General features: G+C 52.7%; 17 protein-coding genes, 1 tRNA gene and 2 pseudogenes. 9 read left to right on the forward strand and 11 right to left on the reverse strand.

Annotation, left to right across the window (positions count from 1 at the left end; all coding sequences use genetic code 11):
- Positions 1–270 precede the first annotated feature (270 nt).
- Positions 271–918 carry a hypothetical protein gene (locus HZS80_RS13370; RefSeq protein ID WP_179916361.1) on the forward strand — a complete coding sequence of 216 codons (648 nt, stop codon included), beginning with the start codon at positions 271–273 and terminating at the stop codon, positions 916–918.
- 516 nt (positions 919–1,434) lie between these two features.
- Positions 1,435–2,252 (forward strand): annotated as a pseudogene (locus HZS80_RS13375) (IS3 family transposase); the annotation flags it as partial.
- 224 nt (positions 2,253–2,476) lie between these two features.
- Here HZS80_RS13375 and HZS80_RS13380 read toward each other — a convergent pair.
- Positions 2,477–3,718: an IS110 family RNA-guided transposase gene (locus HZS80_RS13380; RefSeq protein WP_179916362.1), complete on the reverse strand. Its 1,242-nt coding sequence runs from the start codon at positions 3,716–3,718 to the stop codon at positions 2,477–2,479.
- An 85-nt stretch (positions 3,719–3,803) separates the two neighbouring features.
- Between HZS80_RS13380 and HZS80_RS13385 the strand changes: the two are divergent.
- A pseudogene (locus HZS80_RS13385) lies at positions 3,804–4,076 on the forward strand (transposase); the annotation flags it as partial.
- Between the two features lie 193 nt (positions 4,077–4,269).
- Here HZS80_RS13385 and HZS80_RS13390 read toward each other — a convergent pair.
- Both HZS80_RS13390 and HZS80_RS13395 read right to left on the reverse strand, forming a co-directional pair.
- Positions 4,270–4,360: transfer RNA gene (locus HZS80_RS13390), tRNA-Ser, on the reverse strand.
- Positions 4,361–4,408: 48 nt separating this feature from the next.
- Positions 4,409–6,115, reverse strand: a complete 1,707-nt coding sequence (locus HZS80_RS13395) for a potassium/proton antiporter (RefSeq protein WP_035555732.1) — start codon at positions 6,113–6,115, stop codon at positions 4,409–4,411.
- A gap of 152 nt (positions 6,116–6,267) precedes the next feature.
- On the opposite strand from HZS80_RS13395, the gene HZS80_RS13400 reads away from it, so the two are divergent.
- Positions 6,268–7,413 carry an ABC transporter substrate-binding protein gene (locus HZS80_RS13400; RefSeq protein ID WP_179916363.1) on the forward strand — a complete coding sequence of 382 codons (1,146 nt, stop codon included), beginning with the start codon at positions 6,268–6,270 and terminating at the stop codon, positions 7,411–7,413.
- A 44-nt stretch (positions 7,414–7,457) separates the two neighbouring features.
- Positions 7,458–8,843 carry a 3'-5' exonuclease family protein gene (locus HZS80_RS13405; RefSeq protein WP_179916364.1) on the forward strand — a complete coding sequence of 462 codons (1,386 nt, stop codon included), beginning with the start codon at positions 7,458–7,460 and terminating at the stop codon, positions 8,841–8,843.
- 7 nt (positions 8,844–8,850) lie between these two features.
- Here HZS80_RS13405 and HZS80_RS13410 read toward each other — a convergent pair whose 3' ends face one another.
- The 3 genes from HZS80_RS13410 to HZS80_RS13420 form a co-directional block, all read right to left on the reverse strand.
- On the reverse strand, positions 8,851–9,654 hold the full coding sequence (locus HZS80_RS13410) for an alpha/beta fold hydrolase (RefSeq protein ID WP_179916365.1): 804 nt from the start codon (positions 9,652–9,654) through the stop codon (positions 8,851–8,853).
- 42 nt (positions 9,655–9,696) lie between these two features.
- Complete coding sequence (locus HZS80_RS13415) at positions 9,697–10,365, reverse strand: 7-cyano-7-deazaguanine/7-aminomethyl-7-deazaguanine transporter (RefSeq protein ID WP_179916366.1); 669 nt, start codon at positions 10,363–10,365, stop codon at positions 9,697–9,699.
- 205 nt (positions 10,366–10,570) lie between these two features.
- Positions 10,571–12,484 (reverse strand): propionyl-CoA synthetase, encoded by a 1,914-nt coding sequence (locus HZS80_RS13420; RefSeq protein ID WP_179916367.1) that lies wholly within the window; start codon positions 12,482–12,484, stop codon positions 10,571–10,573.
- Between the two features lie 304 nt (positions 12,485–12,788).
- Between HZS80_RS13420 and HZS80_RS13425 the strand changes: the two genes are divergently transcribed.
- Positions 12,789–13,109 (forward strand): ArsR/SmtB family transcription factor, encoded by a 321-nt coding sequence (locus tag HZS80_RS13425; protein ID WP_008956925.1) that lies wholly within the window; start codon positions 12,789–12,791, stop codon positions 13,107–13,109.
- Positions 13,110–13,198: 89 nt separating this feature from the next.
- On the opposite strand, the gene sohB is transcribed toward HZS80_RS13425, so the two are convergent.
- Entirely contained in the window at positions 13,199–14,242 is a 1,044-nt protein-coding gene (gene sohB, locus HZS80_RS13430; protein ID WP_179916368.1) for a protease SohB, read from the reverse strand.
- A gap of 185 nt (positions 14,243–14,427) precedes the next feature.
- On the opposite strand from sohB, the gene HZS80_RS13435 reads away from it, so the two are divergent.
- Positions 14,428–14,739 (forward strand): SCP2 sterol-binding domain-containing protein, encoded by a 312-nt coding sequence (locus HZS80_RS13435; protein WP_035555706.1) that lies wholly within the window; start codon positions 14,428–14,430, stop codon positions 14,737–14,739.
- Between the two features lie 24 nt (positions 14,740–14,763).
- Here HZS80_RS13435 and nudC read toward each other — a convergent pair whose 3' ends face one another.
- From nudC to HZS80_RS13455, 4 genes are read right to left on the reverse strand one after another with little or no spacing between them, the layout of a single operon-like run.
- Entirely contained in the window at positions 14,764–15,543 is a 780-nt protein-coding gene (gene nudC / locus HZS80_RS13440; protein ID WP_179916369.1) for an NAD(+) diphosphatase, read from the reverse strand.
- Complete coding sequence (gene dnaQ / locus HZS80_RS13445; protein ID WP_035555700.1) at positions 15,536–16,273, reverse strand: DNA polymerase III subunit epsilon; 738 nt, start codon at positions 16,271–16,273, stop codon at positions 15,536–15,538. The genes nudC and dnaQ overlap by 8 nt, the downstream gene beginning before the upstream one ends.
- Complete coding sequence (rnhA, locus tag HZS80_RS13450) at positions 16,273–16,743, reverse strand: ribonuclease HI (RefSeq protein WP_008956920.1); 471 nt, start codon at positions 16,741–16,743, stop codon at positions 16,273–16,275. Before rnhA ends, dnaQ begins: the two co-directional genes overlap by 1 nt.
- Entirely contained in the window at positions 16,736–17,554 is an 819-nt protein-coding gene (locus HZS80_RS13455; RefSeq protein ID WP_179916370.1) for a class I SAM-dependent methyltransferase, read from the reverse strand. Before HZS80_RS13455 ends, rnhA begins: the two co-directional genes overlap by 8 nt.
- A gap of 154 nt (positions 17,555–17,708) precedes the next feature.
- On the opposite strand from HZS80_RS13455, the gene gloB reads away from it, so the two are divergent.
- Both gloB and HZS80_RS13465 read left to right on the forward strand, forming a co-directional pair.
- Positions 17,709–18,476 carry a hydroxyacylglutathione hydrolase gene (gene gloB, locus HZS80_RS13460; protein WP_035555693.1) on the forward strand — a complete coding sequence of 256 codons (768 nt, stop codon included), beginning with the start codon at positions 17,709–17,711 and terminating at the stop codon, positions 18,474–18,476.
- 30 nt (positions 18,477–18,506) lie between these two features.
- The gene (locus HZS80_RS13465; protein ID WP_179916371.1) at positions 18,507–19,754 is read left to right on the forward strand and encodes a transglycosylase SLT domain-containing protein; all 1,248 of its coding nucleotides are present in this window, start codon (positions 18,507–18,509) and stop codon (positions 19,752–19,754) included.
- The last annotated feature ends 29 nt before the right edge of the window (positions 19,755–19,783 follow it).

Below are 19,783 nucleotides of genomic sequence, written 5' to 3' on the forward strand. Positions count from 1 at the left end.
GAACCCATCGGAAACGTTCCACCAGCAGAACGAGAAAGGACGTATTATCGTCAACTGGAAGAGTCGGGTGAAGCTGCTTGACTCAAACAAACCGGTCTCCGGAATAACCGGGGCGGTTCAGCCTTCTGCGAAGCCTGCCAACACTACACCCTCCTCTCCCCACAACAAATCCAGTCTTATGGCATTGTCATCATTGACGCCAATAGGACAGGTCATACCAGAACGCTCAAGCAAGTAGCAGAAGCACTCAAATGCTCCTTTAGTCTTCGGGTGGATTTTTACCACCAACTGCTGGCTAACTTCATAGCTGATATGTTGCCGCTTCGAAAATCCCTGAGACTGTCAGTCAGCCTGGATGATGCCTTGGTCAACCATGGTGCTATGGGCCGAATGTTGCCACTGATAAAACAAGGCAAGCTGATCACTCCTACTGAAAGGCTGTACGCTTACTGGCGAAGGGCTTTTTTGGATATTGGAGAAAAGCCAGTGACGAACAGTGGAATGGCACTTCACATGCCTTTACCAGCCCTACCGAAAACACGTGTTAAACAGTGCCCTTCCAATGATAGTTCTGCAGATACACTTCAAAAAATTACAGACGCAGCCAATGACTCTCGCCTGTCTCTTTGGAAGCAATGGCGGAGAGGTGCTATTCCAGAATCTGAGCACCTTACAAAGTTTCTTGAATCCCTCAGCAGTGAGGCATATGACGCATTTCTACCATTTGTTATGACCCGTGTAGCAACCGCATGGACGAAATGGATTGAGTACGAATGTGCCCAACTACAAGGTCTCATGCAGCGGGCTCCGTCCCTAGCTGAGCTAATAGACATGGAATGGTTAGTGAATAAATTTTCAGAATACCCAAAATACTGGGAGCATATGGCCCAGGTGACCACTGATCAACCTGAGCCATAGAATTATTTACTTCTTCCCCTGATTTCGTGGGGCGTTGCGGGTACTTGCACTGCTAGCTCTTGAGCTGAAGGAATCCTTCGGTACAGCGCCCCCATTTGATTTTGCTGTGTGGCTCTGGATTCGTGAAGCAGCAGCTGAAGTCATGGGTGTCTTACTTTTTGACATGGTCAACATCTCCGTAGGTTAGTTACCCAGAAGCGGCAATTCGGTTTACTCGCACCTGGCAGTACGATGATGGCACCCTGCTTGGTTGTATTGCAGGGTAGTCGCTGTGGGAATTTTCAGTTGTGAGGCTACTCAGCTTTAAACTAGCGACTTCAAATGGCCCCTCTTTTTACGCTAGGCACAATTGAAGGCTTTGCTCCGGCACTGGCAATACTCACTCTCTACATCGGCTCGTCATCATGGTTGCAGCTTTCTGCTGCTGGAAATCACCTTACGGTTTGGTAATCCCCCCGAAAAACCAGAGTGTTCAAAAGTAGAATTTTCCGTAAGCTAAGCGCAGGGAGATTCTGCATGAAAAAATCACGTTTTTCCGACAGCCAAATACTGTCAATTCTCAAGCAAGCCGAAGGCGGCGCACCGGTTCCAGAGCTATGTCGTGAGCATGGCATGAGCAGTGCGACTTTCTACAAGTGGCGAGCTAAATTCGGCGGCATGGATGCGTCCATGATGGCCCGGCTGAAAGAGCTAGAGGATGAAAACCGACGGCTCAAGAAGATGTACGCTGAGGAACGAGTGAAAGCGGACATCCTCAAGGAAGCCATCGAAAAAAAGTGGTGAAGCCGTCTCGACGCCGTGAGATGGCGCAGAAAGCCGGCAATGAGAAGCGCATCAGTATTCGGCTGGCTTGCTGGATGTTCAGCATCAGCGAGACCTGCTATCGCTACCGGGCCAAGCTCAGCAGCGAGAATGCCGAGATCGCCGATTGGCTAACCCGGTTGACCCATAACCAGCGAAATTGGGGCTTCGGCCTGTGCTTTTTGCACCTGAGAAACGTCAAAGGGTTTGGCTGGAATCACAAACGGGTTTACCGAATTTATCGGGAGCTGGAACTGAACCTGCGGATAAAACCCAAGAAACGCCTGGTTCGTGAAAAGCCGGAGCCATTGGCCGTGCCGGAAATGATCAATGACAGTTGGTCGATGGACTTCATGCACGACCAGCTCAACGATGGTCGCAGCTACCGGCTGCTGAATGTGATTGATGACTTCAACCGCGAAGGCCTTGGCATCGAAGTAGACTTCTCGCTTCCGGCAGAGCGTGTTATCCGATCACTGGAGCAGATCATTGAGTGGCGGGGCAAACCGCGCTCTATTCGCTGTGACAACGGACTACCTACGGAACCCACTCAATATGCACACAAAATCTCACTTCGTGCTCGGCATCGGAACACTTACTCACTACTCAGGCTCATACGTCGCAACCAGATCTAAAGGGTGCTCACCATAGTGTACAAGGGTCCAAATGGCCCAACAGGACTTAACAAAGCATTTTGGAACGGTTGTGAGCGTTGAGCATTATCTACAGGGTCACTGGGCGCCCTAACGGCACAGATTTACGTCTCACAACCAAACTCATAATAGCCTCGATAATCACTACCTGTCTTTATTAAAGCATGCGCGACGCGGGCTAATTTAACAGCCACTGCCACACGGGCTTTCCGCTTGATATCAGGATCATCAGGGGTTGCCCGAATATAGCGCTCGTATTTCTGTCGAAATGTATTTTCCCGCTGTCTGATGGCGACCGTGGCTGCCAACCAGAAGGCGTACCGTAAACGTGCATTGCCTCGCTTTGATAAGCGGTAATGCCCTTGTTGTTTACCACTTTGACTTGCCGACAAGTTGAAGCCACAAAAGCTAAGGTATTGGCGATAATGACAAAAACGCGTTAGGTCACCACTTTCGGCAATAATAACTAACGCAATGCTAGGACCAATACCAGGCAATGTCCGAAGTCGCTGGTAATCATCGCGGTGAGATATCAACTGGTCAGCGGCTTCTTCGATTTGCTGCCGTTGCTCGGTTAGCTTCAAATAACGCCTGATCTGCAATTTGAAGGTGGCAATTGCGGGGCTATTAAGCGGTACGGGTAACGCTATCGACTGCTCTGCCACTTCATACATCTCTTCTAAAAAGCGCTGTTTGGCCACCTTCCTCCCCACTACCTCCCAAGCACGTTGCACGAAGGTCGTTTTTTTATAGCGCGTGATACTTAGTGGAGTAGGGAATTTCAGCAAGAAGCGGCAAAACCATACGGCACGGGTGCTATTAAAAAAACGCTCCATTTCTGGAAAAAAGAGGGTGAGGTAATGATTAAATAAACTATGTTGACAGCGGGATCTAGCGAGTGAGATTTGATAATACGTATTCGCAAGCTCCTGAATATCTAGCATTTCATTCACTAACGGATCGTAAAATGGTTGCATCATGCCCTGCTGCATCAAGTACATGATAACCCGCGCGTCTTTCTTGTCGTTTTTATTCCAGCTTTTAAACAACATTTCACGCGCTCTGGCGCAGGCTAAAGACGACACCATATGACACAAGGCGCCTTGAGACCTTAACCAATAGGCAATATTACGATGAAAGTCAGCCGTTGGCTCAAAGGCCACCAAAATATCTTCAGCAGGTGCTTCTGCTGCATGAATGAGGTTCTGATAACCCACTAACGTGTTAGGAAACTTAAACGTTTTGGTACGACCTGACGGCCATAAAATGACCGCATCATGGGACGTTTTAGCAATGTCGATGGCGATCATCACCTTCACAGAGCTATTCTTTACGTTGTCAGCCATGTGCACATCTCCTAAATCCACTGATTGGCATCAGAGATTTTGGTACAGATGGCTGGCTCCAACCCGCTTATTCAGCAAGTACTACGGCCCTGAATACATCAGCGGCAAGTTGGCGAACTGGGCGGAAAACCAAGGCATTGTGTTGGCGTTTATCCAGCCCGGCAAACCCCAGCAGAATGCCTATATCGAACGTTACAACCGCACGGTGCGTTACGATTGGCTGGCACAGTATTTGTTCGACAGCACCGAAGAAGTCCAGGATTATGCTACTCGCTGGCTCTGGCACTACAATCACGAACGACCCAATATGGGACTCGGAGGAATCACTCCTCAACAGAAGTTGGCCATGATGGCCTGAGGTCTACTTTTGAAGCCCTCTAAAAATGGGGGGATTACCTATGGTTCGAGGGTAAATGACAAAGAATCAGCAGTAAGGGAGTCAGCGTCCAAAACAGTTCAATTTTGCCCAATGAGAGCCAAAACCAAAGTATGGGCTGATTAAATTACAGACACGAATAAGCCGCTGAAATCAGCGGCTTATTCGTAATATGTGGCGGAGGGACAGGGATTCGAACCCTGGGTAGGTTATTCACCTACGCCGGTTTTCAAGACCGGTGCATTCAACCGCTCTGCCATCCCTCCGGCTTATGGGTGCGTATAATAACAGCTTTCCCTTGGAAGTCAACGCCTTTAGTACAAACGTAACCCGACACGGGTAATCTTGCCGCCTTCCATATCGCTGACTACCCAATGAATACCGTGCCAATCTACATCATCCCCGACGACCGGGTGCCCACCCACGCGTAGGGCAATAAACTCAGCCAGGGTCATGTTTTGCTCACCGGGGCTTAGTGTTAGGCCATAGGCCTGGGCGATATCCTGCATTTGTGCGCTGCCATCCAGGGTAAAGGTGCCGAAGAAGGCACGTTCCTGCTTGAGTTTGGCATCGCCATTGAATAGCCGGTTAAGGGAGTATAGGTCTTCCGAGCGGCCGATAACGCAAATCACGTCCCCAAGTTTTAAGCGTGTGCTGCCCTTGGGGTGAAGCATGGTGTGGTTGCGGAACAGCGCCGAAATCAGCGCCCCGGATGGGAAGCGGAGAAGCCGGATAGGCACGTCCTCCAAATCCTGGTTCTCTACGCCGTAAACAAATAGCTCAAAATCGTTTTCTGGCAAAATGCCCAGCGGGCCGCGTCGGTTAGGCACGGTGCCTACCGGTACTTCTACCTTCAACCACTTGGCCATCAGCGTCAGCGAGCCGCCTTGAATTAGCAGCGACATCAATACCACGGCAAACGCGACGTTAAAGTAGAGTGAAGCGTTTTCAACCCCACCAATCACCGGGAAGATAGCCAGTACGATGGGAACCGCCCCTCTTAAACCGACCCAGGCAATAAAGAAGGTTTCCCGCCAGCGGAATTTAAAGAACGGTTTAATAGTGATCAGCACGGCCAAGGGGCGCGCAACAAAGATAAGCGCCAGCGCCACCAAGCCGGCAGGTAGTGCCACGTCCCACAGTTCACTCGGCGTCACCAGCAGGCCAAGCACCAGGAACAGGCCAATCTGGCTAAGCCATGCGAGGCCATCGTGAACAGGGAGGATAAAGTTGAGATGGCGACCCGGCTGATTACCAATCATCAAACCGGCCAAGTAGATAGCCAGGAAGCCGCTGCCACCCAGCACACTGGTTAGGCCAAACACACTGAAGCCAAGCGCTAATGCCAACATCGCATATAGGCCGGGTGCCAAGTCTAGCCAGCGCAGCAGTTTAGCGCTCAGCCAGCCGCCACCCAGGCCGACAATCAAGCCAATGCCGAACTGGGCAATAAAAAACAGCAGCGTTTCGGTGGGGCCACCAATATCGCCAACTAACAGCTCTACCAGCATCAAGGTTAGGAAAATCGCCATCGGGTCGTTGGTACCCGATTCAATTTCAAGCGTGGCGCCTACCCGCTCGTTAAGATTGACCCCGCGGCCACTGAGCATGGAGAACACCGCAGCGGCATCGGTAGAACCAACAATGGCACCGACCAACAGACCCTGCACGATGGTGAGATCAAAAATCCACATCGCGATCACGCCAACAATAGCGCTGGTGATAAAGACCCCAAAGGTCGCGAGAGAGAGCGCGGGCTTAAAACCTACCCGGAAGGTTTTGAGGCGAGTACGTAGGCCACCGTCTAACAAAATCATGGCGAGCGCGAGATGGCCGATTGCAAAAGCCATGGAGTAGTCATCGAACACAACGCCTAGCACGCCTTCTTCACCTGCTAGCATACCTAGCCCAAGGAAGATCAGCAGTAGTGGCACACCCATCATTGACGATAAGCGGCTGGCCAAGATACTGAGCGCCATCAGCGAGCCGCCTACCAAAAAGAACATATAAATTGCGTCCATGACTCTCCGTCTCTACATCAATACAGCGCTATTATTACATGTAACCGTTGAATTTACTGTGTCTTCTCCACGCGCCCTTGTGGTTAAAGGGCTAGTCAGAAGCTTTCCCGGGCGGCTACACTTCGCCGTTACAACATTTGGAGTTACTGACTATGTTGCGCTGCCTGTCACGCTATTGGCACCCTACCCTGTTGAGCCTCATCTTTACGTTATTATTTTTTAATTCAGCTAGTTACGCAAATGAAGAGAATGAAGTAAGCAGTCATGAAACCGCCCCCCTAACGTTGGATACCGACGTTGAGGTGCCGGATGGCTTATGGCGACCCGTTGAAAGGGAAAGTGAAAGTGATACCGAAGCAGCGCCCACTATGGCACTTTCCCCAGCCCCGCCTCTTGAGCCACCGCCGGTTAAACACCTGACGCTGATGCTGGATTGGTACCTAAGCCCACAGCACGCTGCCTTGGTGATTGCGAAAGAACGAGGCCTGTATATTAACCAAGGGCTTGAGGTAGAGATTCAGTCACCGGCCGACCCTTCCATCGCCATCAAGCTGCTAACCGCAGGCGAGGTTGATCTAGCGTTAACGCGCCAGCCGCTGCTTCATCTACAAGCCCATAACGGCGCACCGATTATCCGGATTGCGACACTGATTGAAACGTCGCTTACGGCGGTCATTGTGGCGGGGGAAGAACAAGCGGAAACTGAAAATACTTTGGCAGGGTTACATTACGGTTATACCACTGGAGAAGGCCGCGACCTGAGTATTCCTCGGTTACTACCCCGCTCAGTACAGCAAACCGATGATTTCGCAGCACCGGTCAACTTACACTTCGACCCAATACGAGCAATGCGGGAAGGCCAAATCGACGCAGTCTCGGATGGTTTTTATCACTACCTTCCCCAGCAGCTAGCAACGGAAGGGATTAACACCCACATCATTCGTTTCGATGAGCTGGATATTCCCCGTAGTGACGGCTTAGTAGTGCTGGCCAATAGCGATACCCTTGCCCGCCGCGCCGATACGTGGTCTCGCTTTGTGCTTGCCCTTGAGCAGGCGAGTCACTGGATCGTCGACAATCCTGATGCTGCCTGGGAGCTGCTCATTAGTACCCACCCGGTGCTCGATAATGACATTAATGCTGGGGCCTGGGAGGACATCCTGCGACGCATGGCGCTTAACCCAGCAGCACTAGATAGCCGACGTTATGCCGCCTTTGAAACTTTTTTGCAGCAAACGGGCATTACTAGCGATGTGTTGCCGGTATCGCGTTTAGCGGTAGATCCGCACACGTTATAATCAGTAATCACATACCGATAGCTCTCTCACTACGTTGGCGACGCATGAGCGAAACAGTATTAATCTTTGTCGATGTTGAGACCACCGGCACCCGGGCAACTCGCGATCGAATTACCGAAATCGCCGCCCTGAAAGTCGTTAACGGTGAGCTGGTTGATCGCTGGTCGAGCTTGATATACCCAGAATGTAAAGTGCCCGCGCAAATCACCCAGCTCACCGGGATTCGTGACGATATGCTGAGGGAGGCGCCACGGTTTACCCACATCGCCGAATCACTACGTGAGTGGCTTGGCGACGGGCAACTGGTTGCTCACAATGCGCGCTTTGACTACAGCTTTTTGCGCAATGAGTTTAAGCGCGCGGGGCAAGATTTTCGCGCCTCATTGATATGCACGCTGCGTTTATCGCGGCGGATAGCTCCCCAGGAGCGTCAGCACAATCTGAAAGCGTTACTTAACCGCTACGGCATTTCACCTATCCGCCACCACCGGGCTGGTGATGATGTGGATGCCCTGTGGTCACTCTGGCAAACGTGGCAAGTTGAGCACAGTGAAGAAGCATGGCAGAACCTGCTGGGTGATGAGCGACGCCACCGAACATTGCCCGCCCATTTAGACAGCGCTCAGCTTGAAGGGCTGCCCACCTGCCCTGGCGTGTACCTGTTTTACGGTCACAATCGGCTGCCGTTGTATGTGGGCAAAAGCGTCAATCTACGCAGCCGCGTACTAGGCCACTTTCAGCGTGATCACCAGGACGATAAAGAGATGCGCCTAGCTCAGCAGGTGCAACATATCGAATGGGAGGAAACCGCTGGCGATTTAGGCGCCCAGTTGCGTGAGGCGCAACTGGTGAAAACGTTAATGCCGATTATGAACCGGCAGCTACGCAAGCAGCGCAAGCTGACCACCTGGCACTGGGAGGCAGAAGCCAACCACCCGGAACTGCTTAGCAGAAGTGCCATGAGCCTGCCAATCAGTGGCGCACTGTACGGTTTGTTCCGCAATGCACGAGAGGCTAAGAACACATTAAGAGCTGTTGCTGAAGAACAAAAGCTCTGCCCGCGAGTACTGGGGCTTGAAAAAGGTAAGGGCCGCTGTTTTGCCAATCAGGTGGGTAAGTGCCTTGGCGCCTGTCATGGCCAGGAGTCGATTGCACAGCACACTCAGCGAGCCAAGGCGGCGCTCATGCAGCTACAGGTTAATGTGTGGCCCTGGCCAGGCAGTATTGCCATTGAAGAGCAAGCAGCGGATAGCACGCCTGCTTGGCACGTGGTTCGCCAATGGTGCTACCTGGGCAGTGCGGCAAGCCTTAAAAAGGCCAAAACCCTAGCCGATGCGTCCGCAAGCTTTGATGTAGATAGCTACCGTATATTGAACCGCTTTTTGCGTTCCCCGGAACAACATGGCCTAACGGTCATCCCGCTCGGTTAAGACTGCCCTATTGAGCGTCAATGAACGCCATGACGGCTTGCTGAAACGCTTCTGGCTGGTCAGCATGTAGCCAGTGACCGGCGTTCTTGAGCGTTACCACGCGGGCACGGGGCAGCACCTCACGCAGAGCGGGGACCATATCGTCAGCCACATAGTGGGAATCGCCGCCGCGCAGCACCAGCGCCGGGCCATCGTACGGCTGCTCGCCATCGGGCACGCCAATAATGTCACTATAGCCCTGCTTGATATGATCCAACCCAACGCGTAGCGCCATCACGTTGTCCTCATTGCGCATCAGGTTGGTGGCTAAAAACAAGCGTGTCGGCCGGGAATCGACGTGTTCGCCCAGCAGGTTATCGGCTTCACGGCGATTTTTGGGCTGCCCTTGCCGCACGTTGTCCAGCGCAGCAAACACATCATCGTGACCGTGCTCGTAAGCCACCGGAGCGATATCGGCCACGATTAATGATGCCACTCGCTCAGGCGCCAAGCGTGCCAAACTGATCGCCACCTTGCCGCCCATGGAGTGGCCAAGCACATGCGCGCGCTCAATCGAGAGCTTATCCATTAGCGCAAGCACATCATCCACCATAGTGGCGTAACGCATTCCCTCGGCATGGGGGGAACGGCCATGGTTACGTAGATCAAGCGCAATCACTCGGCGGCCACGCTGCCATACTTTTAAGTGCGAACGCCAGTTATCAGCACTCCCCAGCAAGCCATGTATCACGACTAGCGGCGTGGCATCCGTCACGGTATCGTCGGCGGGCATATCGATAAAGTGCAAATCAACAGTGGCAACGTTCATCATGCTTGCTCCTAAGCCTTGGCGATTATGGTGGACTTTATACGATTAGGCCGTACGGGGTGCAGTATCCATTTGACCTGTCCAGACCACCAAGCGGCGCGTAAGCCAGGCCAGCAACAAACCATACAGCGGCAGGAAGAACAGCAGACTAATGGCGAGTTTGATCGCATAGTCCACGGCGGCAATTTCCATCCAATTGGCGGCCATAAACGGGTCTGGACTGTTATAGAACGCTGCCGAGAAGAACGCAAAGGTATCCGCTAGATTACCCAGCACCGTCGAACAAACAGGCGCCACCCACCAGGCCCACTGGCGCAAGCGGTCAAACACCTGAACATCCAGTAATTGTCCAATCACATACGCCAAGAAGCTGGCGAGGGCGATACGGGCGACAAATAGATTCCACTCCGAAAGAGCCTCAATCCCGGCAAAGCTGCCGCGGGGAAATACCACGGATACCACATAGGAGACCAACAGCGCGGGAAGCATAACGCGCAGAATAATCGATCGAGCCGGCCCTTTACCAAACAGGCGAACCGTTAGGTCAGTGGCTAGAAAGATAAACGGGAAGCTAAACGCGCCCCAGGTGGTATGAAAGCCAAACAGCGTAAACGGTAGCTGAACAAGATAGTTACTGGCGGCAATAATGCCAATATGAAAAGCCACCATCACCAGTAGGCAACGGCGGTGCTGAGTCTCACTCAATGCAAACATGCGGGTCGACCTTTTTTTAATAGATAAGAGGGGTTAGGGAACCCTCGGGTAGTAAGCGCATAGCTACATCAACGTTGATAAAGCTGGCGCTGTTCTCGGGAGCGCATTATACGGCTTCTACATGACATTAAAAGCCAGGCAATGAAAGCTGCCACCCCCTGGTAATCTGCATGCACTCGCACTTGGCTAATAAAAAGTAGCCGCATCAATCCAGTGGTGTGGCTCTATCAGCGGCACCTACCGAGCGTTCGCGCATGACGGCGTGAACATCGGCTAGGCTGGTGGGGTCATCAATGGTCGAGGGAATACCAAACTCTTTGCCGTCGGCAATCGTACGCAGCAGTTTGCGCAGAATTTTACCCGAGCGGGTTTTGGGTAAGCGCTCGACCACTAACACCTGCTTGAAGCAGGCAATAGGGCCAATATGCTCGCGAACCCGCGCAATTAGCTCGGCCTCCAGTGTCGCTTCATCGCCATTAAAACCATCCTTAGGAATCACCAGGCCAATCGGCAGTTGCCCTTTAAGATCGTCATGAATCCCAATTACCGCGCACTCTGCAACTGCAGGATGAGCACCGACCACCTCTTCCATTTCGCCGGTCGAGAGTCTGTGCCCTGCCACGTTAATGACGTCATCGGTGCGGCCCATAATGAACAGATAGCCCTGCTCATCAAAATAACCGCCATCACCGGTTAAATAGTAGCCGGGAAATGCAGCCATATAGGCACCATGAAAGCGCTTCTCGTCGCGCCATACGCCGGTCAAACAACCAGGCGGCATGGGCTGTTTAATCACCACACTGCCCTGCTCCATGGGTTTGGCTTGCTCGCCATCGCGATTGAGCACTTTCACATTGAAGCCAGGAACGGGGAACGTTGCGGATCCTGCCTTGGTGGGCACGGCTTCTAAGCCGGGCAAGTTAGCGGCGATGGGCCAGCCAGTTTCAGTTTGCCACCAGTGATCAATGACCGGCACGTCCAAAAGGTCATCCAGCCAGTGAAACGTGGGTGGATCGAGGCGTTCACCGGCCACGTAAAGATGCTTTAGGCTGCTGATATCGTAGTTCTGTAGCAGTTTGGCATCGGGATCCTCTTTCTTAATCGCGCGAAACGCCGTCGGCGCGGTGAAGAAGCTCTTCACCCGGTACTCCTCGATTAACCGCCAGAAGCTGCCCGCATCGGGGGTTTTTACCGGTTTGCCCTCGTATACCACCGTGGTGCAACCAAGTAGCAAGGGGGCGTAAACAATGTAGGAGTGCCCGACGACCCAGCCCACATCTGAAGCGGTAAAGAACACTTCACCGGGCTCCATGGCGTAGATCGCGTGCATCGAATAAGCCAGCGCCACCGCGTAGCCACCGGTATCGCGCATAACGCCTTTGGGTTTTCCGGTGGTGCCTGAAGTATAGAGGATATACAGCGGGTCGGTTCCCTTCACCGGCACGCACTCAGCAAATGGCGCCTTCGCAACCAGCTCTTCCCAGTCGTAGTCGCCCTCCTCCAATTCAGCTCGGTGCGCTTCCCGCTGATAAACGACACAGGCATCCGGCTTATGGGCGCTTAATTCAACGGCTTGGTCTACCATTGGCTTATAGGGCAATACCTTGCCCAGCTCGATACCGCAGGAAGCGGCAACCACCACTTTAGGCTCGGCGTCTTCAATCCGTGCCGCCAGTTCATGGGGGGCGAAGCCACCAAATACCACCGAGTGTATGGCACCAAGCCGGGCGCAGGCGTACATAGCCACCAGCGCTTCGGGGATCATTGGCATGTAAATCACCACCCGATCCCCCTTCTCCACCCCTAACTGCGTCAACGCCCCCGCAAAGTAAGCCACTTTGTCGCGCATATCCCGGTAGCTAATGGTGAGTTTGGCTTGGGCGGCGGGCGAGTCCCAGAAAATCGCTGCCTGGTCACCGCGGCCATTTTCAACGTGGTAATCAAGTGCGGCGAAGCAAAGGTTCATTTCACCATCGCTAAACCATCGCGCATGCTGCTGCTCATCGTAACTGAGGATGGTTTGAGGCGGCGTATACCAAGGAATTCGTTTGGCCTGCTCGGCCCAGAACGCTTCTGGATGCTCTATCGACTGCTGGAAGGTATGTTGGTAGCGGCTCATGATGTCTCTGTCTTTATTGTAATGAGGATACAAGATGATTGTTGACACTGTATAAAGTAAATCGCCCGCCCACCCTCATACTATGGGCTAAAAAGCGACTAAAGTAGCAGCCTGCTCAGCAGCATTGTCGACAAGAAAGCGACCTCCGGCCTACCATTGATTAATCGTTAAACAGCGACTTGGACAAAACTCGCTAAATTAAAGATCATTAAACAACTTGATCCTCGCGACGCGACGATGCCACTACAACGTATAACAATGCTCATAAAAACGCTGAAGTAACAGTGTAGGCAAGGAGATCATTATGTCTGCTTCTACAAGCGCCGCTACACGCCTGCTTGAACATAACTGTCGCGCTATTGAGGCAGGGACTAACCTGCTAAAAGCGCTGGCCAATGAAAAACGCCTGCAAATACTCTGCCTACTTGCCGAAAAAGAGCTGTCAGTGACGCAGATTAATCAACAACTTGCATTAAGCCAGTCGGCGCTTTCACAACACTTAGCCATTTTGAGACGTGATGAACTCGTCGATACCCGGCGGGAGTCACAAACCATCTATTATTCGCTGAGCAGTGAGAGCGCCAAGGCAGTGATTGCTACCCTGGCACACCACTACGCAGCATAAAGCTCTTTATAGTTTTCAACATCGCTAAAAATCATACAAAATAACCGTAGCTGTTAACCTTAGCTATTAACCATAGCCCAGAACGATGCTCAGCGCCGCTGCCAACCAGCGGCGTCGATCAAGCCAAGCGCTTTGAGGGCTGCTTTTTCAACGCCTTCCGACACTGCCAAACCAAGTTTACGAGTCACTGTTTTAGGGGGCTCAAGCTTGACTGTAAAGACACGCGCCTCGGCCATGCGCTCAACCAGATAAGCTTCGCTGGTGCCCACACTGTCAACAAGCAGCTGGGGCAAGGCCTCGCTACCGTACCAAATCTCACCTGTCGCAATCGTTTCAATGTCCATGCTGGGACGCCGCTCAGCCACATAGCTTTTGAATAAGTGGTGAGTATTCTCTAAATCTTCGAGGAACTTTGCTTTTCCCTCTTCGGTATTTTCACCCAACACGGTCAAGGTACGTTTGTATTTACCGGCGGTTAGGAGCTCCACGTCAATATCGTGGCGTTTTAGCAAGCGATGAATATTGGGCACTTGCGCCACCACCCCAATAGAGCCGATCACAGCGAAGGGGGCTGCCTTGATATGCTGGGCGGTACAGGCCATCAGGTAGCCACCGCTCGCTGCCACCTTATCAATACATACGGTTGTGGTGAGCCCTGCCGTACGCAAGCGGTCTAACTGTGCGGCTGCCAACCCATAAGCGTGTACCAGGCCACCGGCGGATTCGAGCCGAATCACCACCTCGTCATTTTCGGCGGCGACATCAATAATAGCGGATACTTCCTGACCAAAGCGCTCAGTTTGCGATGCCTTCAGGTCACCGTGAAAATCGAGCACCCAAACCCGTGGTTCATGGGTAGTATCATGGTTAGCTTTTTGCGCTTTATGGCGTTTTTTATCTTCGTTGCGAAACGTCTTTAGCAGCTTTTTACGGGCACCTGGTAACGTGGCCGTCAACCGCAGACGACGACCGCGACGGCGGCGTTGCTCATTCAGCGGCTCAATGTGAAGTTTTAAGTCGCTCTCTTTGTCTTGTTTCGTTCGCGCCATCAAAAATAAACCAATGCCTATCAGCAACATAACGATGGTGGTTTGCACGACAAACGTACCTATTTCCGCTATCCATTCATTCATCGACGTTCTCCATTGGTCAGCTTGAGTCTTTTAGGATGGGCGCTCTGCCCCGATAAGATGTTGCGGGTTTGACCACGACGCTTGATTGAAACGCGTGTATGAAATAATCTCACTCGCCATCACGATTGTTTCTTTGGGCTATTATCGCTAGCCTGGGTCTGATTTACCTAATTGAGAGAAATGTTATGTCTAACAACACCCTTGAGAAGTTGAAAGCGCGCTTTAATCCTGAAGCGGCAAAGGGCATGAACGAAGTGTTCCAGTTCCACTTCTCAGACGCGGGTAGCTACTACTTAAATATCCAAGATGGCACGCTGGATGTACAAGAGGGTGAACACGATGATCCTTCCGTTAGCTTAAGCCTAACGACTGACACGCTAAAAGGCATCATGAGTGGCGATATCAATGGCATGACGGCATTCATGACCGGCAAGCTAAAAGCAACCGGCAATGTCATGCTGGCCACCAAGCTGACCAGCCTATTCCCTAGCGAGTAATGACATATCGGCACACGGCGCCGTCTAGCGCCAGCGTGCCAAATGAGCTTCGATTAGTTCGCGTGAAATTGAATAAGGTGGCGGTAGCGATGGTAGCTGGCGAGGTGAAAACCATGCAGCATCGCTGATCTCTACCCCGTCAATGCGAATACGCCGGGTTGTCGCTTCAGCAAAGTAGCCAAACATCAGCGAATGGGGAAACGGCCAAGCCTGGCTCTGGTGGTAACGCAGTTGGTCAATATGCACGCCCACTTCCTCAAACACCTCCCGGTGAACGGCCTCTTCGGCGGACTCGCCCGGCTCAATAAAGCCGGCCAAGGTTGAATAACGGCCTGGCGGAAAACGCGGGCTACGCGCTAGCAGCATCGCCTCGCCGCTAGTCACCAGCGTAATAATGCAGGGCGAAATACGCGGATAATTGCGGTGCCCGCAGGCATCGCAATGCATTGCAAATTCCGCGGTAAGCTTGGTAGCTGGCGCACCACAGCGCCCACAGAAACGGTGATTCTCCAACCAGGCACCCACCTGCAACGCCGTTGAAAGTAGGCTGAACCAGCCGGTAGAAAGCTCGCTCATCCACTGTCGACCATCGATCCAGCTACTTTCCGCTTGGGACTCAACCAACAGTGCGACCGGCTCATCATCCCAATAACACAGCGGCTGCATCTGTTCTGTCCAGGGCTGAAAGGGTTGTAGCGGCGTTAGCTCATCACTACCGCTTAGCGGTGCAGGCGCCAGCATACTGCGCGACAGGCGAATAACCCGCCCGGCCTGTTCATGATGGGGGATTTCTCGCCTAAGCATCGCTTGCCATACCTTCAAACCAATTCAATTGATGCGCTTCACACTTGGCTTTATGGGCCACCTGCTCCTCGTCGGTTGGGCGCACAACGCGCAACTGACCTGGAGTAAGCGTCATACGTTGAATCGACAGACCTTCACTGGAGGTATCCGCCTGCTCCTGTTCTGCTGCGGAGGCCGCGTCTAACGTCAGCGCGGTTTGCCCGCCGGTCATCGCCAAATAAACTTCAGCGAGAATTTCAGAGTCTAATAGCGCGCCGTGCAGTACGCGGTGGCCATTATCGATATCGTAACGTTTGCACAATGCATCCAGGCTATTACGCTGGCCGGGGTGCATGGCTCGGGCCATCGTCAGGGTATCTAATACCGCGCAATGATCGCGCACCGGCCCCAATGCGGGAGCTTTACGCTGCTGATTAAGCATACCCAGTTCGTGGTCGATAAAACCCACATCGAAGGGGGCGTTATGAATCACCAGCTCGGCGCCTTCGATAAAGGCCCAAAACTCGTCGGCTATTTTCGCGAAAACCGGCTCACTGGCGACTCTAGCGTCGTCAATCCCGTGAACGGCAACGACTTCTGCGTCGATATGGCGTTCAGGGTTGATATATTGATGGTAGGTGCGGCCAGTAAAACGGCGGTTGACCATCTCAATCGCGCCAATTTCTACTAAACGATGACCATCTTTAGGGTCGATACCCGTGGTTTCAGTATCTAGGATCACCTGGCGCATCATGCTCTCCTCTTGTGATGCTCATCAATGGCTTCATTGGCTAACGCGTCGGCACGCTCATTGCCGGGATGACCGCTATGCCCTTTCACCCAGTGCCATTCTATTGTGTGTCGCTGGGTCTCTTCGTGCAGGGTTTTCCACAACTCAGCATTTTTGACGGGTTGCTTGGCGGCGGTTTTCCAGCCGCGCTTTAACCAGTTATGAATCCACTGGGTTATGCCCTGTCGAACATATTGTGAGTCGGTCCATAGCGCGACTTCACAGGGAGTGTTTAGCGTTCGCAGGGCCATAATCGCAGCCATCAACTCCATACGGTTATTAGTGGTATCTGATTCATAGCCTTTCAAGGTTTTCTCATGCTGGCCGCTCGCCAGCACCACACCCCATCCGCCGGGGCCTGGGTTGCCCCGACAAGCCCCATCGGTATACACCGTTACCCGAGGCAGTTGCCCGGCAGCCTCTTTAGTCAATTTCTTGATCCTTTGATTGATGCGTCTGAGCTTGTGTTGGGAGCTCTTGATAGGATTGATAGTGAGCCGATGAACCTGAGCGGGTAACGCCTAATGAAGCGGGAGACGTAGGCGCTTTTAAACCAAACTTCAGGCGTTGCACTGGCGCTTGGCGTTGACGCCTGCGGGCTTGAATCATATAGCTCTCGCCTAGCGGTAGGTTATGCCTACGCCCCAGCGACTCCCAATATTCACCGCATTTAGCACTCGTCCGTCCACGAAAACAGCAATAGTCTACGCGCTCTACCTCGAAGTCGACAAACGCCAACCAGTCGCGTAGGCGGTTAACAGAGCGCCAAGTGCCATCCCAGGGGAACTGCTGTTGGCGTTTTCGCCATTGGCGGGCAAGGCCTCCGACACCGATCGGATTAAAGCCAAACAGTACCAGTATCCCATTGTCGGCGGTGACCCGCGCGGCTTCCTGAAGCGCGAAATGGGCGTCGGTTAAATACTCCAGCCAGTGATGAATAACCATGACATCTAAGCAGCGATCCGGCAGCGCTAACTGATCCGGCGGGCATATCAAAGTGTTCTCGTTCTCAGCCATTGGCCTTGTGGGTGACCAGCGAATGGAATGAGGAATCGCCGACATGGTCATTAAAGCTGGCCCCATACTCAATTCCAAACTGTGGCCACCCACGCGCGATTCCACCACGGGACCTAAACAGGCACGTTGTGTTTCCCATAGCGAACGCCCGGCCTCTGATTGCCAATACGGTTGGCAATTTATTAAGCGCTTGGCGAGTGTCGTGGCCGTTGTCGAATTTGACATGAACAGCGCTTCCCTCCACAGTAACGGCTTTTCAACGCCTTGGTTACACTGATTTAGCGCCACTTTTTAATTAAGTTAAGAAGCGCAATGTTTTGCGTGTTTACGCATGTTGGTTACTGAATTCTGTATTTTCGCAATTTAAAGGATCTCGCCGATGATGAGCGTGACACCGATCCCAGCTCTAAGCGACAACTATATTTGGCTATTAAGACAAGATAACAGCCAAAGCGTTTGCGTGGTGGATCCAGGTGAAGCGGCCCCTGTGATCGAGTTTCTTGAGCGTGAGTCGTTAACGCTAAAATCCATCCTTATTACGCATCACCACCATGATCATACGGGTGGTTTAGCGGAATTAATTAAACGCTACTCGCCTCACGTTATCGGCCCAGCCAACCCCAACATTGAAGGGATTGACGAGACCGTTGGCGACGGCGATGAAGTCCGCATTATGGGCCGTTTATTCGACGTAATAGCGACACCGGGCCATACGCTGGATCATATCAGCTACTTCACAGCGGGCATCCCTGCTCTTCTTTTTTGCGGTGACACTCTTTTTTGCGCTGGTTGTGGCCGTTTATTTGAAGGCACCCCAGAGCAAATGTTTGCCGCGTTGAACAAATTTGCGGAACTACCTGAAGATACACTGGTCTTTGCAGCCCATGAGTATACGCAAGCGAACCTGACGTTTGCTCGTGCTGCGGACCCTGAAAACGAAGACGTTAAACACGCCTTGCAGGAGTGTGAAAAGGCGCGGGCATTGGATCGCCCCACCTTACCCAGCACGATAGGACGCGAGCTGAAAATTAATCCCTACCTGCGCGTGGGCACAGATAGCGTGCGCCAAGCAGCAGGCACCCAGGGTGTTAATGATACTGATCTCGCTACGTTTACCACTCTGCGCGAGTGGAAGAACCGTTTTTAAGAACGCTATCGAAACCAAACGAATGCAACTATGACCTATCGAACGATTCGCCAGCGCTTGATGCTGAGCGCTGGCAGTACCGTAATTATGGGCCTAATGTTAGCCGCTGCGGCAAGCTCACAAGCCTCTGCTCCAGCCTACGAAACCACCGCAAGTGCGGCAACAGCCTTACCTCAAGGTGTTACCAGCACGTCACCAACCGATACAAAGCCCTACCCTACGCCTTTCCAAACCCATTTTTGGGAGGCGCTAGAGCTTGAACCCCAGAATGCCTGGACGACCCTGCGTAAAAGCTTCCAGTGGCAAGAGAAAACATTGCCAGTAGAAGCTCAAGCTCGAGTGGATGAATGGATTGAGCACTACCGTTCAAGCCCTGAAAACATTGTCACAATCACCGAACGCGCCACTCCCTGGCTTGCCTGGATTACTCAGCAAGTCAGTGAGCGCGGCCTACCTGGTGAAATCGCGTTAATTCCGTTTGTCGAAAGCTCTTTCGACCCAGGTGCACGAAGCCACCGCGGGGCGGCAGGTCTTTGGCAATTTATGCCCCGCACCGGCGACGCATTGGGGTTAGTACGTAATGGTAATTACGATGGCCGTCTGGATGTTCTGACCTCTACCGAGGCCGCGCTGGACTACCTGGAAATGCAGGCCGACCAGTGGTACGAGGGTGACCTCATGCTCTCTCTGGCCGCTTATAACGCAGGCGCTGGCACCGTCAATCGCGCCCAGCGTCAGGTACAGGGCCAAGGGTTAAGTGGTGACTATTGGGACCTATCCCTGCCCTACGAAACCATGCAGTACGTTCCCAAGTTGAAGGCGATCGCCACAATCATTAACGATCCTGAAAAATACGGTGTGAGCTTACCTGAGATTCACATCGACCCTGCCTTCGCAAAAGTTCAGTTGGCCCACGCAGTGAGTCTGTCTGAAGCCTCGCAAATGCTGGATGTCAGCAAAATGGCACTGGCTGAGCTGAATCCGGGTTTACTGAATGGCAGCATCGATCCACGCAGCGCGCAGACACTGCTGGTACCTGAAGAAGTGGATAAACAAGTGCTGGCTCAATTATCACAGGGTAATAGTCAGGCACAGGGCAATAGCCAAGCGCTTGCGCAAAATAACAGCGCAGATACGCACCGCGTTGAAAGGGGCGATAGCCTCTCAGCGATTGCGGCCCGCTATAATATTGATCAACAAGACCTGATACGCTGGAATTCGATTGACCGCCCCAGCGCTTTACAACCGGGGCAGTTACTGACACTTTCAGGGCGTTGAATCCGGGTTTACTAGTTGGCTTTGTTCAC

Source organism: Vreelandella glaciei, assembly GCF_013415125.1.
GTDB lineage: Bacteria > Pseudomonadota > Gammaproteobacteria > Pseudomonadales > Halomonadaceae > Vreelandella > Vreelandella glaciei.